Raw genomic sequence first — 13,440 nt, 5'->3', positions numbered from 1 at the left:
GCTACGAGGCGATGAACATCGCGCCGTCTTCGACGCTGAGATCCACGCCTGCGCCCTTCGCCGCTTCCTGCAGCGCCGCGTCGAGCATGCCGATCGGATCGGCGCTCACCGCCAGCCGGCGCATCAGCCCTTCGCCCTTCTTCAGGCCGACCGACAGGACGATCTTCAAGCCCTTCCGCTTGCACTTGACCGGCGTGCCGTCCTCGAGCTTCCCGTTCATCGGCTTGAGGTAGGCGTCGACGTAGTGCACGCCAATGCCGGACTTGTCGTCGGTGAGCTGCGGCAGCCTGGTGACCGCCGCCGCGTTGACCTCGCACAAACGCTGTTTCATCAGTGGGCCTTCGTCGTCCGGAACTGATCCATCGCCTCGCGGAAGGCGCGAATGTGATCGGGTGTGCTGCCGCAGCAGCCGCCGATGATGCTGGCGCCGGCCTGGAGCAGAGGCACGACCCCCGCCACCATCTGCGACGGCGTCTCATCGTAGACGACTTTCATGTCCACGAGCTTGGGCTGCCCGGCGTTGGGCTGCGCCATGATCGGCAGACCGGTGACCTTGAGATAGCGCAGGACCGCCTGGCGGGCGCGTTCCATGTCCATCCCGGTGCCGCAGTTGAGCGCCACGATGTCGGCGCCGTGCTGCTGCATGTCTTCCGCGGCGCGCTCGGGATCGATGCCCATCATCGTCCGGAACGTCGAGCCGTCGAGCGTGACGTCGTAGGCCATCGACCCGATGACGCACGCGGCGCCGGCTTCACGCGCGGCCATCAGGCCGAGGCGCAATTCCTCGAGCGAGGTTTGTGTCTCGATGATGACGGCGTCGGCGCCGGCCTCGACGAGCGCTGTCGCCTGCTCGCGGAACGCCTCGCGCACCTGTGTCTCGGTGAAGTCGCCATACGGCTCCATCAGGCCGCCGAACGGGCCGATGTCGCCGATGACATAGCCGTCGCGGCCGGCGAACGCCTCGCGCGCGATCGCGACGGCGGCGGCGTTGACCGCCCTGACATCGTCGGCGATGCCGTGTCGGTTGAGCATGATGCGGCTGCCGCCGAACGTATTGGTGAGGAGGCACTCGGATCCGGCGTCGACGTATCGACGCTGAATCGCCAGCACACGGTCGGGATGCGTCAGGTTCCACGCTTCGCCCGAGCGCCCCTGCTCGAGCCCGGCGAACATCAACTGGGTGCCCATCGCGCCGTCCCCGAGCAGCGGCCGTTCCTTGATTGCCTCGAGCAGCTTCTTCTTCACAGATGCTTCGCCAATGCAAAATGAATCGTTTCGAGCACCAGTCCCCACTTGTGCTGGCGGCTCTCCGCCTCGCAGTAGCAGCCGGCTGGACTGGCCGTCCGCGCCCAGCGGACGACGTCGTCGAGCGGCCGGCCATGGAGGGGAGACTCCGTGGCAATCGCCGCCATCAGCTCGTCGCGATCGCTGATGTAGCGGCACATGGCCAGGTGACCGGTGTCGCCCGCCGCCGGTCCGCACGACTGTTCCAGAATCGGGTAGCCGTCTTCACGCCGCCCGAGCTTCACATGATAGTGGAACTGCAGCGGCCGTCCCATGTTGGTGCAGGTCGTCCCTTCGTAGCGAAACACCGCCGCGACGCTGCCGTCGCCGCGCGTCTCGATCGTCAGGCGCTCCTGGCTCCAGCGCTGCAGCGCCTTGACGCTGACGGTGTAGCTCGCGCCGGCGCTCAACGGATTGACGTCGGCGTCGGTCACGAACGGCAGCTCGGATGGCGCCGGTCTCCGCGCCCGGCGGTACGGCGCCCGGCGATACTGACACGCGGCGTACGAGCAGCTCTCGCACGGGCTCAGCTCGGTCAGCGGCCGCACCCTCTCGACGTGGCGTGTCACGCCGAACACGGCGAGGAGTGATTTCTTCGGGCGCAGCATCCCGGTCTCGAACGCATCCAGCGGCACCGCGGACGGCTGTGGCGCGCGGATCAGATCGAGCAGACTCCCCTGCTCCTCGATCGTCCATTCGGGATAGCCTGGGCTGTAGTGCGGCAGCACCGCGGCGTGCTCCCCATCGGCCCAGGCGCAGAGCCGCGCCCCTGTCATCGTCACCAGCTGCTCGACGACCGCCGATCCGTAGATTTCCAGGAAGAAATACTCGTCGGGCTTGCCGTCCTGCCAGCGGACCTGCGCTTCCGCCTCGAGCTCCGGACCGGCGCCGACCGCCACCAGGAACGCCCGGTCGGCCGCAGCGCCCGCCAGCGTCGCCGTCAGCCGGCTGCTGTGGAATCTCGCGCCGTCGAGGACCACCACACCGCCATCCAGTCGAAGGTGATCGACCATGCGCGCATACGTCCACGGCCGGCCGTGCGCGGCATACCACTCGCGCGCCCAGTCGGCAAGCTCCCGCGCCCGCCCCTCGAGCACCCAGCCCCGCGGATATCCGAGCAATCGGATGTATTCGGCCGGCTGCACGCCGACATCCGGCACGCGGTCCGCAAACTCGATCACCCGGTCACCCGATGGCCCGCAGGGGCGAACTGGCAGCCGTCCACGAAGAAATCGAAAAACGACGGATGCGTCTCGAGGCGGCAGTGCTCCACGCGCTTGACCAGCGCTTCGAGCTCCTGACGCCGTGTGCGCGACACGAGCGCGATCGTCGCCCCCTCGAGCGACGCGTTGCCCACCTGCGCGATCTTCGCGTCGGCGATATCGGGAATGAGCCCGATGCGCCTGGACGCGGCCTTCTTCAGATGGCGCCCGAAGCCGCCAGCCAGATAGAACACGGCCACGTCGTCGAACTGGATGCCGTATTGGCTGAACACGACCTGCAGGCCGGCGATGTTGGCCCCCTTCGCCTGCGCCAGCTCGTTCACGTCCTGCTCGAGCAGGAAGACGTTGCGGCCGGCGTCGAGCGTGACCCGCTCCACACCATCCTCGAAGCGGCCCATCGTGTTCATGCGGCCGGTCCTGAGCAGTTCGCTCAGCAGATCGACCAATCCCGAACCGCAGATGCCCTCCGGTGGACCTCCGCCGATGACGCCCAGCCGGAATGCCCCGTCCTCGTCGATCGCAACGTCTTCAATCGCCCCGTCCAGGCCCGGCATGCCGCACGAGATCGCGCCCCCTTCGAAGGCGGGCCCCGCCGGACACGACGCCGCAAGAATGCGGTGACGATTGCCGAGGAGCAGTTCCGTGTTGGTGCCGATGTCCATGATGGCGACGAGGCGATCCTCGTGCGCGAGATCGGCGGCCAACAGACACGCGGCGGCGTCGGCGCCGACGTGGCCGCTGATGATCGGCAGGCCGTAGACGCGCGCGTTCGGGTGGATCGGCAGCAGGCTGCGCCTGCCGGTCGTCGTCAGACTGGTCGTGGTGCGCCGCCCCTCGGCCAAATCGATCTCGGTGATCGATCGATAGGGGTTCTGGCCGATGGTGTAGACGCTCTGCCGGAAGAACAGATCGCGCATCGTCGAGTTGCCGGCCAGCACGACCTCGTAGATGGTCAGCGGGTTGACCGGCAAGTCGGCAATCGCATGGCTCAGATAACCGGCCAGCGTCCGCATCAGCAGCCGGCCCGGATGCTCGGTGTCGTAGTGGATCCGCGACATGACGTCCGACCCGCCGAAGCGCTGCGGGTTCTCGAACGAGGTGTCGGCGACCTGCTCACCGCTCTCGAGATCGATCAGCCGCACCACCACCGTGGTGGTGCCGAGATCGATCGCAAGGCCGTGGATGGGGCCGGCCGCGCGGGCGATCTCGCCACCGGTCGAGGCGTCGACGACACGCCCGCCGTCGCGTACGACGGCGGGATCGAGCGCCGTCGTCTGGTGGCTGGCCGGGAGGTCGAGCGCCTTCCGCTCGATGCGCATCTGGCCGCGGCGCATCGTGTGGCACTCCACACTGCCGCCGTCCACGGCAATGCAGCACTGGCACGACAGCCGGAACCTGGCGCGGGCGTCGAGATGCCGCTCGCACTCGGTCGGCGGCGACAGCCGCTCCATCCCGTGTGTGATTTCGACGACGCATTCCTTGCATTTGCCCTGAGTGACGCAAGAGGTCGGGATGCGGACGCCGGCCTGTTCGGCGGCGGTGAAGATCGACACGCCCACCGGTGTCTCGATGCGGTGACCGTTAACCGTGAGCGTGACCGGCATGATGATCCGAGCGGCTTGGCCCGTCGGGCGGGCTGGTGTCGCGGATGGCCGAGCGCCTGTGACTAGACACTCTCTTCGGCTTCGAGCTCCTGCTTGACGGCCTGCGCGACCTCCTCGGCCGTACCCGCGCGCTCCTGAGGATCGCTCCAGCGCCACTGCGCGAGGTAGTCGTCGGTGCCCTGCAGCCCGCGCTGCGCGGCGAGCTGATCGATCCGCTCCATGAAGCGCGGATCGAGCGGCAGCGTCACCTCGTCGAGATCGTCCTCGACCTTGAGCTGCGACGGGATTTCCTGCCAGTAGAGGATCGTGTAGGTGGCCACGGCGTCAGGACCGCCTGGCGAGCCGCAGGAACAGGTCGACTGCCGCCGAGGCGTTCTGACCGTAGCCGTCGGCGCCAATCTCGTCGGCGAACATCTGGCTGATCGGCGCGCCGCCCACCGCCATCTTGATGTGCCCCTTGCCCGCCGTCTCGAAGCCGTCGATGACCGTCTTCATGTAGGTCATCGTCGTCGTGAGGAGCGCGCTCATACCGATGATCACCGGCTGGCACTTCTCGGCCGCCGCCATGAACTTCTCGACGCTCTGATCGACGCCGATGTCGACGACTTCGAAGCCGGCGCCCTCGGCCATCATGCAGACGAGATTTTTGCCGATGTCATGGAGATCGCCGCGCACGGTGCCCATCAGCAGCGTGCCCAGCCGTTCCACGGCGCTGTCCTTCGCGCTCAGGAGCGGTTTGAGCACAGCCATGCCGGCCTTCATCGCGCGGGCGGCGATCAGCACTTCAGGGACGTAGAGCACGTTGTGCTTGAAGTCTTCGCCGACGACGCTCATCCCGGCGATCAGGCCCTCAATCAGCACTTCATTCACCGGACGTCCGTCCGCGAGGGCGTCCTTCGTCCGCTGCTCGACCTCTTTGGCGTTGCCCTCGTAGAGGTACTGATTCATCAACGCGTAGTCAGGCATGGTCCCCTACACCCGGCTCGTGTTGAACTCTGCGAGCGCCGCGAGCATCGCGAGGATGTTCTCTCGAGGCATGCCGGGGGACACGCCGCCGCCCACCGAAAGGATGATCCCTTCGCCGCCCGATCCCTCGAGCACGTCGAGGGTGGCGTCGCGGACTTCCTCGGGCGTGCCGCGCACCGCGATCTCGAGCGGATTGACGTTGCCCATCAGGCACATCCGATCGCCGACGCGCTGCTTCACTTCGCGGATGTCCTTCTGCTTGCCCCAGTTGAGCACGTTGAAGCCGGCGTCGGGCAGATGGTTCAGGCAGGCGTCGACTTCGGCGTCGTTGTGATAGAGCTTCACCCAGTCCTTCGGGAACGCATCGCAGATCCGCTTCAGATACGGATGCGCGAACTCCATGTAGTGATCTTCGTTGATGAAGCCGACGATGTCGTCGAGGATGAAGATGCCTTCGACGGTGTCGCCCATCACCTTGTGCTGCGCCTTGAGCCAGTCGATGATGACGCGCGTGCAGAGGTCGATCAGCTTGTGGCAGCCGTCCGGGTTCTCGACGAGCTCCACCATCAGGTTCGTCGTGCTGCGGACGAAGCCGGCCGTGCACAGCGGCCCGCGCGAGGTGACCATCGGCAGGATGTAGCCGTGGTCGAGGATCTCCTGCCGGTGCATGCCGATGCGGTGCAGGGTCATGGCGGCGAAGGCGTCCGCCTCGACTTCGTACTCGGGGAATTCGTCGATGTCTTCCAGCCGGTAGAGCGTGTGGTACTCACTCGGCGTGTTGTCCTGCCAGAACTTGATCTTCGCGCCGAGCACCGACGGCTCGGCGGCCATGCCGTACTCCATCCACCAGGAGGGCACCATGATCACGTCCGGGAACTCGCGCATGATCTTGAGGTTCGCGTCGAACCACAGGCGCGGGTCGAGGTAGTAGTCCATGTGCTTGATTCCGAGGTATCCCGGAATCCACGGGCTGTCGACGATGAGGGCCATCGGCACCTTGTCGAGCTTTTCGCGCCGGGCCGCCCGCTTGAAGATGTCCCACTGCTCCGGTGTCATGAAGCCAGCATTATATGCGCGGCGCCCTTGACGCGGCACCCGCCGGGCGGCATGATGCAGCCGATCGCATGGACCGGCGCACGTTCCTCAAGACCGGCGGTGCGGCGTCTGCGCTTGGCCTCGCGCCGCGGCTGCCGGCTCGATCGACGACCAACCCGCCGACGGCGAAGATCACGCGCGTCCGGATCTACCGCCCGCCCGGCTTCAATCCACTCTTCAATCAGAGCAACATGCTCGTCACCGTCGAAACCGACGCCGGTCTCACCGGGATCGGCGAAGGCGGATCGAAGGATACGCTCGAGCAGGTCGCCGGCACGCTGATCGGCCAGAATCCCTTCAACACCGAGTCGATCTGGCAGGAAGCCTACATCGCCTGGTTCTATCCGCCAGGCCGCGAGAAGGCGCACGCGCTCGGCGCCCTCGATCTGGCGCTCTGGGACATCAAGGGCAAGGCGCTGGGAGTACCGGTGCATCAACTGCTCGGCGGACCGGCGCGCAACTACTGCGAGTGCTACGCGACAGGCGGCGCCGTGCCGCCGGACACACCATCCGGCGCGCGTCTGAGTCTCAAGGAGCGCGCGCGCGCGACGATGGAAGCCGGCTATCGCGCGTTCCGGATGACGCCGGTCGACGTCCCCCCCGGCGACGTCTACGACACGCGCGCGTTCGTGCAGCGCGCCGCGCAGGAATGCCGTGACGTGCGCGACGGCGTCGGACCGGACGGCAACTGGTGCATCGACTTCCACCAGCGCTTCGAGCTGAACGACGCCCTCCGTCTCTGCAAGGCAATCGAGGCCTACGACCCCTTCTTCGTCGAGGACCCGGTGCGCGACGAGCACGCGCTCCAGGACATCCCCAAGCTTCGGCAGCAGACGACGGTGCCGCTCACGCACGGCGAGGAGTGGGGCCTGCGCTGGGACTTCAACCGGCTGGTCGAGAACCACGACGTCGACTTCGTCCGCTGCACGCTGCCCAACGTGGGCGGCATCACCGAGCTGATGAAGATCGCCTCGCTCTGCGAAACGCACGCCGTCGGGATCGTCCCGCACTTCACCGGCCCGGTGGCGACGGCGGCGCTGGTCAACTGCCTGTCGACATTCTCAGGTCCGGTCCTCCTCGAATACAACTACGGCGGCCGCCCGATCGACTATCTGCCGGAGTGCCTCGATTTCAAGAACGGCAAGGCCTACTTCAACCAGCGGCCCGGCCTCGGCGTGACGGTCGATCTCGAGCGCCTGACGCTCGTCGGCGAAGTGACTGAGCCCGGGCGCAAGAATCTCTACCGGCGGCCTGACGGATCTCTCACCCACTGGTAGGGCGATCGAGGATGCCTCCTGCCGCGCGCGCCAGCGCGAGAAGGACTCCGGTGAACAGCAGCGTGTCGGCGAAGTAATTGACGCCCTCGAGCTGGACGCCGACACCCGGATTGGACAGCGCGGCGATCATCACGGGGACGTAGATGACGAGGAGCAGGAGCAGGAGCCAGCCGCCGGCCGCGGCAGCCACCGTGCGCGTCCGCGTCGTCAACACGCTCGCCGCCGCGGCGAGGAGCGCAGCGCCGGTCACGTAGTCGATCAGGGGCCGCGCCGGAACCCATGACGGCATCTCCTTCGCGAGCGGAACGCCTGGCATGCCCAGCGGATGAAGGAAGTGCTCGACGCCGAACACCAGCAGCGCCGCGATGGCGCAGACACGACCGACCGCAATCAAGCCGCGCCAGCCGGGCTCGCGCCTCGCCGCCATGGCGCAGCCAGCGAGGAGCCAGCCGGCGCCGCCGAACGACATCTCGCGAAATACGATCATCCAGATAATCCGGTCGTGCGGCGTCCGCAGCGCTCCCGGGAAGTGGATCATCGCGACGAACAGGAACATCGTGAGGCCGAACAGCAGCCCCGACCAGCGCACCGCCACGCGTGTCGCGATGCTCAGGGATGCCGCCATCAGCGCCACGCCGACGAGGTACGCCCAGAAGAGACGCCCCGGCATGTAGCGGGGTACGAGCGGGAGGACGAATCGCACGCCGAACAAGTGCAGCGCGCCGAAGACCGCCAGCGGCACCGCGACGCAGACGTTGGCCAGCGCGACGATCGAATCGAGGCCGCTGGCGCGAGCGACCTCGTGCTTCGCGGCCAGCAGGCCGATGACGAGTACGACCAGGCCTGCGCCGCACATGCCGGCGACTGTGGGCGTGATCTCCAGGACGCGTGCAAGCATGCGACAGACTCTACACCGCGCTGACGCCTGGGACCGGCAGTGGGACGGCCTGGGGTCAGGCGGGCCGCGAAAACTGCTTGCTGCGGACGATCTCGGCGACTTCGAGCGTGTAGTGCTGGTACCAGCGCTCGCGTCCGGTCTTCTGCGCGACGAGATGTCGCGCGTGCAGCCGCCAGGCGCGCAGCGTCTCCTCGTCCTGCCACCAGACGAGCGTCAACCGCTCGCCGTCGGCCGCGGTGAACGCCTTCACGTCGACGAAGCCGGGCATCGATCGCGCCGTCTCGAACATCTCCTGCGCCATTTCGGCGTAGCCATCTGGCTCCGGCACGAGCCTGGATCGAAAGAGGACGACCAGCATGGGCGCAGGTTATAGCACGGCCGCCGCGCCGGCGGGAGCGCCGCGGTGGCATTGGACGCTAGCGAAGCGTGAAGGCAAGCTCGACGATCACCCGCGACGCGACCGGTTGCGCGAGCAGGCGGCTTGGCCGGAACCGCCACTGACGCACGGCGGCGATCGCCTCGCGGTCGAGACCGGGATCGAGCGACCGGGTGATGCGGATGCGGCTCGCCTCGACGGTGCCGTCGGCGCGGACCACGATGTCCATGATGACTACCCCCTGAATCTTGGCGCGCATCGCATCGACGGTGTAGTTGGGCCGCACTTCGCGCACCAGGATCGGATCGCTCACTCCTCCGACGCCCGGCGTGAACACGTCGCCGGCGCCAGGTCCGTCGCCGGGCCCGATGCCGTCGCCGCGGCCGCCGCGGCCATCCGGGCCGGCACCCTTGCCGGGCGCCGCGCCGTCGATCGGCGTCGGCGCGCCGGGCAGCACAGCGACGCTCTCTTCGACGATGGCCGGCACCGGCGCGACCGGCGGCGGATCGGTGGGCGTGAGTGTGGGCGGCGGCACCAAAGCGATCGGCGTCGCTCTACGCAGCGGCGCGCGCCGGGGCATCGTCGGGGTCGGATCCCCGTCGCCGCCGACACGTGAGCCGGCGGCCACTCTATAGACGATGCGCGCCGGTATCGACGCGTCGACGGCGGTCGCCGCGAGGCGCGACGCGTCCAGCGCGGCGTAAACCAGGATCCCCAGCAGCGCGAGGTGCAGGAACACGGAAAGGCCTGGCCCTGTCCACGCGCGGCGGTCCATGCGGCTAAGACGCTGCCGGATCCGATTCGGCCGGCGGTGCTCGACTCGCGCCCGCTGATCGGCTAGAATTGGTGATTCCAGACGGTCGTGCCCCCTTCGTGCGGAAGTGGCGGAACTGGCAGACGCGCAAGCCTCAGGAGCTTGTTGCCGCAAGGCAGTGAAGGTTCAAATCCTTTCTTCCGCACCAACTAACTGCTTCTATCGGTTCGAGTTCGTCTCACCGACCTGCCCCGTCTCCAGAATGTCTCCAGCCATGCGCGTCGCCCTCGGGGCTTCCAGCAAGCGAATCGCCTGATCGAGAGCCGCCGCGCTGAGATGCATGTAGCGCTGGTGTGGTCATCAAATCTCGATGGCCGGCGAGCTCTTGAATTGCTCGCGCCGGTGCTCCGCGCATGGAGAGGTGCGAACAGAACGTGTGTCGGAGAATGTGCGGGCCGGTGTTGTCGAGCCCGGCTCGTCGCGCAGCGCGGCGCACGCGGACGACAACCGCTCTCCGACACGCGTGTTCACACGCTTTGCCGTGGCAGCTGTGTTGGCGGGGATCGGCGCGGCAACACGACACACGCGACGACAGTTCGACGCCTTCAGTGAAGTGCGATTCGACGATTCATGTCACTTCATAAGCGCCAGCATTCGGCCTTGGAATGACTGGGTTATGACCGTTCAGCTACCTCAGAGTTCCTGCCCCTTGGCAGCGTGGCTCGCCAGCAAGAACGTCTTGGGAAATCTTCCTTCGCGACAGATCTTGAATGAGCCGAAGTCCTTGTACCAGGCTCCGTCCGGGGCGTCCGGATTCGATTCTCTCCACAGCTTCAGCTGATAGAGGTCTTCTGCGGTGATCTTGCGCTCACGGAGTCGTTCAAAAAGATGGTCGCGGAGCGCCGGAGGTACCGCTCCACTGGATCCGGGGCATCACTCGCCAAAGGTCATGACGGCGAGTTCTTCCTTGAGGCGGCTCTGCTCTTCCGGATCGCGTGAACGTGCCAAACGGTCCGCCAAGTCGATGAAGCGTTTCCTTTCCTGGTGCCGGGCTTCGATACCGGACTCGATGAGTTCGACGATGATGCGGTTGGCGCTTGTGCCGTTGGTTTTTGCCAGCGATTTCACCCGACGGACGACGCGCGCCGGCAGCGTGACGCTCTGCCTGACGCGTTTTTCGACGATAGCCATAACATCATTTTACACCACGTTGCACCAAAGTGCACCGCTGTGGCACTTCCCGCGACGTCTGCCACTGTCTCACTCACTGCGAGACCTCGTGAGCTGGTCATGCAGCCGAGGCTGTGGCAGTCCGCCTACGCCCGCGACGGACGCCTGCGATGTTTTAATGGTCTCGCAAGCTCGACCATGGTTCACCGCGGGCCGCGCGAATTGCGGGTAGCAGCGTGGCGACACTTGCGGTGAACAGCAGCACGACGATCGACAGGCCGTACGCAGACGGCTCGAGCGAAGAACCGTTCGCCAAGACGTTGACCGATCTCAGGATCGCGACGCAAATGCCCGCGCACACGCATCCGCCAGCCACCCCGAACACGAACGGCCAGCGCAACGACCAGAAGAACAGGACGACGATGTCGCGCCGGCTTGCGCCGAGCGCGACGCGCACGCCCATCTCGTGCGTCCGCTGGGCGGCGGCGAACGCCGTCAGGCCGTAGATGCCAATCACCGAGAGGAAAAGTGCCAGCATTGCCGGAATTGCGATGACGTCGATCACCGCGTCGTATCGGCCGGCGGCGCCCGCGATTATCATGGCGACCGTCTCCGGACGCGCGGACGACTTCTGATCGAGCCTCAGCACCTCCGCGCGAATGCCTTGCATCACCGGCCGCGGGTCCCCGTCAACCCTAAGCACCGGCGCGAGGCTCGTGAGTTCGGCGCTGTAGATCGGCTGATAGATCATTGGCTCGTCGGGCTCGGTCGGCCGTAGGCTCGACGTGTCCCGGACGACGGCGACAATCTGGGCCAGGTCGTCGTTGCCGAAGCGGATACGTCCGCCAACAGCCTCGACACCTCGAAAGAAGGTCCGCGCAAACGAGTCCGAAACGACGATCGGCATGACCTGCGCCGGTGTTCGTGCCTGGAGGTCGGAGAACAGACGTCCCGCCAGCACGTGTACGCCCGTCACCGCGAAGTATTCCGGCGTGACGCAGCGGAAGGAGGCGACGAGCGTACGGCCGGGGGCCGTGTCCAGTGAAAAGGACGTCCGCGGCATGCCGCTAAACGGAGGCGGGCTGGCGAGGGCCACCGCGCGGACGCTCGGTAACGCCTGGAGACTGGGCACCAGCCGGTCGTAGAACGCGCGCGCCAAGGGGCCAGAGTAGCCGGAGTGCGACAAGTCGACTGTGGTGACGATCGTCGCGTTGGCGTCGTAGTCGAGCGTGGTATGGACGAGCCGATCCTGCGTCCGCACGATCACCCCGATGACGATGAGGAGCGCCAGGCTGATCGAAAGCTGGTTGGCGATCAGCGTTCCGCGGAGCGTCGGGCTAACTGCGGGACCGCCGCCGCTTCCGGCGCCCCTCAACGCCGTGATGATATCGACCCTCAGCGTCTCCATCGCCGGCGAGACACCCGCAACGCACCCGGCCAGTAGAGCGAGCCCGAGGGTGCCGGCAAAGACATGCCAGTCTGGCGCGAATCCTTTCAGCAGCGGAAAGAGCGATAGCCGCTCTGCCACGTACTGCGGCACGTAGCAGGCGAGCGCGATGCTGCCAAGCCCCGCGAAACTGGCGAGCGCGATCGTCTCGGTCAGTAGCTGCCGCAGCAGTCGCGAACGGCTGCCGCCAAGCGCCAATCGGATGGCCATTTCCTGTCGGCGGGCAACTGCCCGAGCCAGGAGCAGCGTCGTGACGTTTGCGCAGACCATCAACAGGATCAGCACGGTGGTGCCAACACACAGGGCAAACAGCAGCGGCATCGTGCGAACCGTGTTGGGTTCGTGGATGATCGCGCCGTCGGTGACTTGCAGGCCGGTCGCTCGACCGGGGTGAAGACGATCAAGCGATCGCGCGATGACGGCCAGCTCAGCTCCTGCCTGGCTGATCGTGTGCCCGGGCGCCAGTCGCCCAGCAAGGTTCAGCCACGCATGCAGCCCCGCCGGCTCGCGAAAATAGTCAGTCGGGCCATACAGGACGGGCTGCATCGTATACGGGACGTACAGCATCGCCGCGATCGGACCGCCGACCGCATCGTCCGGTGCGACGCCAACGACCGTGAGCAGATTGTCATTCAGCCGCAGCGTGCGCCCAATGATGTTGGGATCGGAGGCGAAATACCGATTCCAGCCCCGTTTCGTCACCACGACGACCGGCTCCCGGCCAGACCCCGAACAGTCGCTGTCGAGCAGCCCGCGCCCGAGCTGCATCGGTCCGAGATGCGCCGAAAGGAAATTGCACGATACGAACACGCCCCGTAACGAAATACCGTCGCCGTCGCCCTCGCCGAGCCTGAACGACGCCCACCGCTCCGCCGTCACGGCTGACAACGTGCGCGTGTCGGACCGGATTGCCGTGAAGTCCTCGAGGGTGACCATCGTGTCTGGGCCATCCGACGCGGGACGCGCCGATCCGGACGGCCGCGCGTAGACATGCACGAAGCTATCGGGATCGCGCGTTGCCCACGGACGGAACAGCAAACCGTTGAATAGGGAAAAGGCAATCGAGTTGATGCCCAGCCCCACGATGAGAGTCAGCACGACGGCGATCGACAGGGGACCCGCGCGCCGAATGACCCGGACGTTGTAGCGGAGGTCCTGCGCGAGCACGTCGAGTTCGTGGCGCAGCTCTCTCTTCCCACGAGCTTGCCCGCGGTCTTCAGCTGACCGGCACATGATGCCGCGTACCCACTGGCGGAGGGGCATTACTGTGGGAAACACTATCACTGGCTATGTTCGGTTGAGCGATGAGGGCCGATCTGGGCCACGGCGCGACCACTCGGGTTTGA

13 protein-coding genes and 1 tRNA gene are annotated in these 13,440 nt (G+C 66.5%); 2 read left to right on the top strand and 12 right to left on the bottom strand.

Going from position 1 to position 13,440, the window contains the following annotated elements; translation table 11 throughout:
- Position 1 precedes the first annotated feature (1 nt).
- The 7 genes from VGI12_16900 to VGI12_16870 form a co-directional block, all read right to left on the bottom strand.
- Complete coding sequence (locus VGI12_16900) at positions 2-331, bottom strand: hypothetical protein (GenBank protein HEY2434355.1); 330 nt, start codon at positions 329-331, stop codon at positions 2-4.
- Positions 331-1,245 (bottom strand): homocysteine S-methyltransferase family protein, encoded by a 915-nt coding sequence (locus VGI12_16895; GenBank protein ID HEY2434354.1) that lies wholly within the window; start codon positions 1,243-1,245, stop codon positions 331-333. The genes VGI12_16900 and VGI12_16895 overlap by 1 nt, the downstream gene beginning before the upstream one ends.
- Positions 1,242-2,465 (bottom strand): hypothetical protein, encoded by a 1,224-nt coding sequence (locus tag VGI12_16890; GenBank protein HEY2434353.1) that lies wholly within the window; start codon positions 2,463-2,465, stop codon positions 1,242-1,244. Before VGI12_16890 ends, VGI12_16895 begins: the two co-directional genes overlap by 4 nt.
- Entirely contained in the window at positions 2,462-4,111 is a 1,650-nt protein-coding gene (locus VGI12_16885; GenBank protein HEY2434352.1) for an ASKHA domain-containing protein, read from the bottom strand. The genes VGI12_16890 and VGI12_16885 overlap by 4 nt, the downstream gene beginning before the upstream one ends.
- Before the next feature lie 62 nt (positions 4,112-4,173).
- Positions 4,174-4,431: a virulence factor gene (locus VGI12_16880; protein HEY2434351.1), complete on the bottom strand. Its 258-nt coding sequence runs from the start codon at positions 4,429-4,431 to the stop codon at positions 4,174-4,176.
- A gap of 4 nt (positions 4,432-4,435) precedes the next feature.
- A complete protein-coding gene (locus VGI12_16875) occupies positions 4,436-5,077 on the bottom strand; it encodes a corrinoid protein (GenBank protein HEY2434350.1) in 642 nt (213 codons plus the stop codon).
- A gap of 6 nt (positions 5,078-5,083) precedes the next feature.
- Entirely contained in the window at positions 5,084-6,133 is a 1,050-nt protein-coding gene (locus VGI12_16870; GenBank protein HEY2434349.1) for a uroporphyrinogen decarboxylase family protein, read from the bottom strand.
- Positions 6,134-6,201: 68 nt separating this feature from the next.
- On the opposite strand from VGI12_16870, the gene VGI12_16865 reads away from it, so the two are divergent.
- Complete coding sequence (locus VGI12_16865; protein HEY2434348.1) at positions 6,202-7,449, top strand: enolase C-terminal domain-like protein; 1,248 nt, start codon at positions 6,202-6,204, stop codon at positions 7,447-7,449.
- Here VGI12_16865 and VGI12_16860 read toward each other — a convergent pair.
- Genes VGI12_16860 through VGI12_16850 form a run of 3 tightly spaced genes read right to left on the bottom strand, consistent with a single transcriptional unit; the run spans position 7,436 to position 9,462 of the window.
- Entirely contained in the window at positions 7,436-8,347 is a 912-nt protein-coding gene (locus VGI12_16860) for a hypothetical protein (GenBank protein ID HEY2434347.1), read from the bottom strand. The genes VGI12_16865 and VGI12_16860 overlap by 14 nt on opposite strands.
- Positions 8,348-8,402: 55 nt before the next feature.
- Positions 8,403-8,705 (bottom strand): antibiotic biosynthesis monooxygenase, encoded by a 303-nt coding sequence (locus VGI12_16855; protein ID HEY2434346.1) that lies wholly within the window; start codon positions 8,703-8,705, stop codon positions 8,403-8,405.
- A gap of 58 nt (positions 8,706-8,763) precedes the next feature.
- Positions 8,764-9,462 carry an energy transducer TonB gene (locus VGI12_16850; GenBank protein HEY2434345.1) on the bottom strand — a complete coding sequence of 233 codons (699 nt, stop codon included), beginning with the start codon at positions 9,460-9,462 and terminating at the stop codon, positions 8,764-8,766.
- Between the two features lie 136 nt (positions 9,463-9,598).
- Between VGI12_16850 and VGI12_16845 the strand changes: the two genes are divergently transcribed.
- Positions 9,599-9,685: transfer RNA gene (locus tag VGI12_16845), tRNA-Leu, on the top strand.
- A gap of 725 nt (positions 9,686-10,410) precedes the next feature.
- On the opposite strand, the gene VGI12_16840 is transcribed toward VGI12_16845, so the two are convergent.
- Positions 10,411-10,668 (bottom strand): hypothetical protein, encoded by a 258-nt coding sequence (locus VGI12_16840; protein HEY2434344.1) that lies wholly within the window; start codon positions 10,666-10,668, stop codon positions 10,411-10,413.
- A gap of 154 nt (positions 10,669-10,822) precedes the next feature.
- Complete coding sequence (locus VGI12_16835; GenBank protein ID HEY2434343.1) at positions 10,823-13,357, bottom strand: ABC transporter permease; 2,535 nt, start codon at positions 13,355-13,357, stop codon at positions 10,823-10,825.
- Between the last annotated feature and the right edge of the window lie 83 nt (positions 13,358-13,440).

Source organism: Vicinamibacterales bacterium (genome assembly GCA_036496585.1).
In the GTDB taxonomy this organism is placed as follows: domain Bacteria; phylum Acidobacteriota; class Vicinamibacteria; order Vicinamibacterales; family 2-12-FULL-66-21; genus JAICSD01.
This window is presented reverse-complemented; position numbering and strand designations above follow the sequence as displayed.

Excerpts from the sequence above, each read along its gene's own strand:
- VGI12_16835 (HEY2434343.1), bottom strand. The coding sequence starts at position 13,357 with ATGCCCCTCCGCCAGTGGGTACGCGGCATCATGTGCCGGTCAGCTGAA.
- VGI12_16885 (HEY2434352.1), bottom strand. The coding sequence starts at position 4,111 with ATGCCGGTCACGCTCACGGTTAACGGTCACCGCATCGAGACACCGGTG.
- VGI12_16840 (HEY2434344.1), bottom strand. The coding sequence starts at position 10,668 with ATGGCTATCGTCGAAAAACGCGTCAGGCAGAGCGTCACGCTGCCGGCG.
- VGI12_16900 (HEY2434355.1), bottom strand. The coding sequence starts at position 331 with ATGAAACAGCGTTTGTGCGAGGTCAACGCGGCGGCGGTCACCAGGCTG.
- VGI12_16855 (HEY2434346.1), bottom strand. The coding sequence starts at position 8,705 with ATGCTGGTCGTCCTCTTTCGATCCAGGCTCGTGCCGGAGCCAGATGGC.
- VGI12_16875 (HEY2434350.1), bottom strand. The coding sequence starts at position 5,077 with ATGCCTGACTACGCGTTGATGAATCAGTACCTCTACGAGGGCAACGCC.
- VGI12_16860 (HEY2434347.1), bottom strand. The coding sequence starts at position 8,347 with ATGCTTGCACGCGTCCTGGAGATCACGCCCACAGTCGCCGGCATGTGC.
- VGI12_16865 (HEY2434348.1), top strand. The coding sequence starts at position 6,202 with ATGGACCGGCGCACGTTCCTCAAGACCGGCGGTGCGGCGTCTGCGCTT.
- VGI12_16870 (HEY2434349.1), bottom strand. The coding sequence starts at position 6,133 with ATGACACCGGAGCAGTGGGACATCTTCAAGCGGGCGGCCCGGCGCGAA.